This is a genomic window from Ensifer sp. M14 (genome assembly GCF_003355565.1).
GTDB lineage: Bacteria > Pseudomonadota > Alphaproteobacteria > Rhizobiales > Rhizobiaceae > Ensifer.
Map to the genome: position 1 here is coordinate 40,662 of NZ_QJNR01000009.1, position 1,086 is coordinate 41,747.

At 59.9% G+C, this 1,086-nt stretch carries 1 protein-coding gene; it reads left to right on the plus strand.

Annotation, left to right across the window (positions count from 1 at the left end):
- Nucleotides 1-33: 33 nt before the first annotated feature.
- Nucleotides 34-1,086 (plus strand): IS630 family transposase gene (locus BLJAPNOD_RS26940; protein ID WP_115422128.1). Its coding sequence is split into 2 segments (ribosomal slippage), with 1,054 coding nucleotides annotated over them: nucleotides 34-526 and nucleotides 526-1,086; the frame shifts between segments, so codons are not numbered across the junction. This gene is flagged as partial in the annotation.

Genomic DNA, 1,086 nt, shown 5'->3' on the forward strand with positions numbered 1-1,086 from the left:
ATCTGAATCGATGGCGCAAACAGGAGGTTTGCGATGGGTTCGGCGATTTCGTTGCGGTCAGAGTATGATGGGGATGGGTTGCGGCGTCTGGCTCGGCAGACACGAGATGCCGACCAAGCTCGGCGTCTTCTCGCCCTCGCATCGATCTATGATGGCGGCTCTCGCGCAAATGCTGCTCGGATCGGCAGCGTGACAGTTCAGATCGTGCGCGACTGGGTGGTTCGCTTCAACGCACGCGGTCCCGACGGGCTGGTCAACGGGAAGGCTCCGGGCAAGCCGTCACTGTTGAACGAAGATCAGCGCACAGCCCTGGCACAAGCCATCGAGCGCGGCCCCACGCCTTATCTCGACGGCGTCGTTCGCTGGCGTCTGTGTGATCTGGCGCAGTGGATTTGGGAAGAGTTCCGGGTCTCGGTGAGTGAAGAGACCTTGGGTCGCGAAGTGCGATCAATGGGCTACCGCAAGCTCTCGGCTCGCCCGAGGCATCATGCGCAGGATGCCGAGGCGGCTGACGCATTTAAAAAAACTTCCCCACCACTGTGGCAGAAATCGCCGCCGGTCCCGCCAAGGGCAAAGTGATCGAAATCTGGTTCCAGGACGAGGCCCGTATCGGGCAGAAGAACAAGATCACCCGCCGCTGGGCCAAGCGTGGATCAAGGCCATCTGCGCCGCACGACCAGCGCACCCGCTCGGCCTATATCTTCGGCGCGATCTGCCCCCAGCACGGCAAGGCCGCCGCCCTCGTCATGCCCTGGTGCGATACTCATGCCATGAACCAGCATCTGATTGAAATCGCCAGAAACGTCACTGAGGATGGGCACGCCATTCTCATCATGGACCAGGCGGGATGGCACATGTCCAACAATCTGGCCGTCCCCGAAAACATCACCATCCTGCCTTTGCCGCCGAAATCGCCGGAACTGAATCCCGTCGAAAACATCTGGCAGTTCATGAGGGATAACTGGCTATCCAACCGCGTCTTCAAGTCCTACGAGGATATCGTCGACCACTGCTGCTACGCTTGGCGAACACTACAGGAGCGGCCATGGAAAATCATGTCAATTGGCCGACGGCAATGGGCGCAAG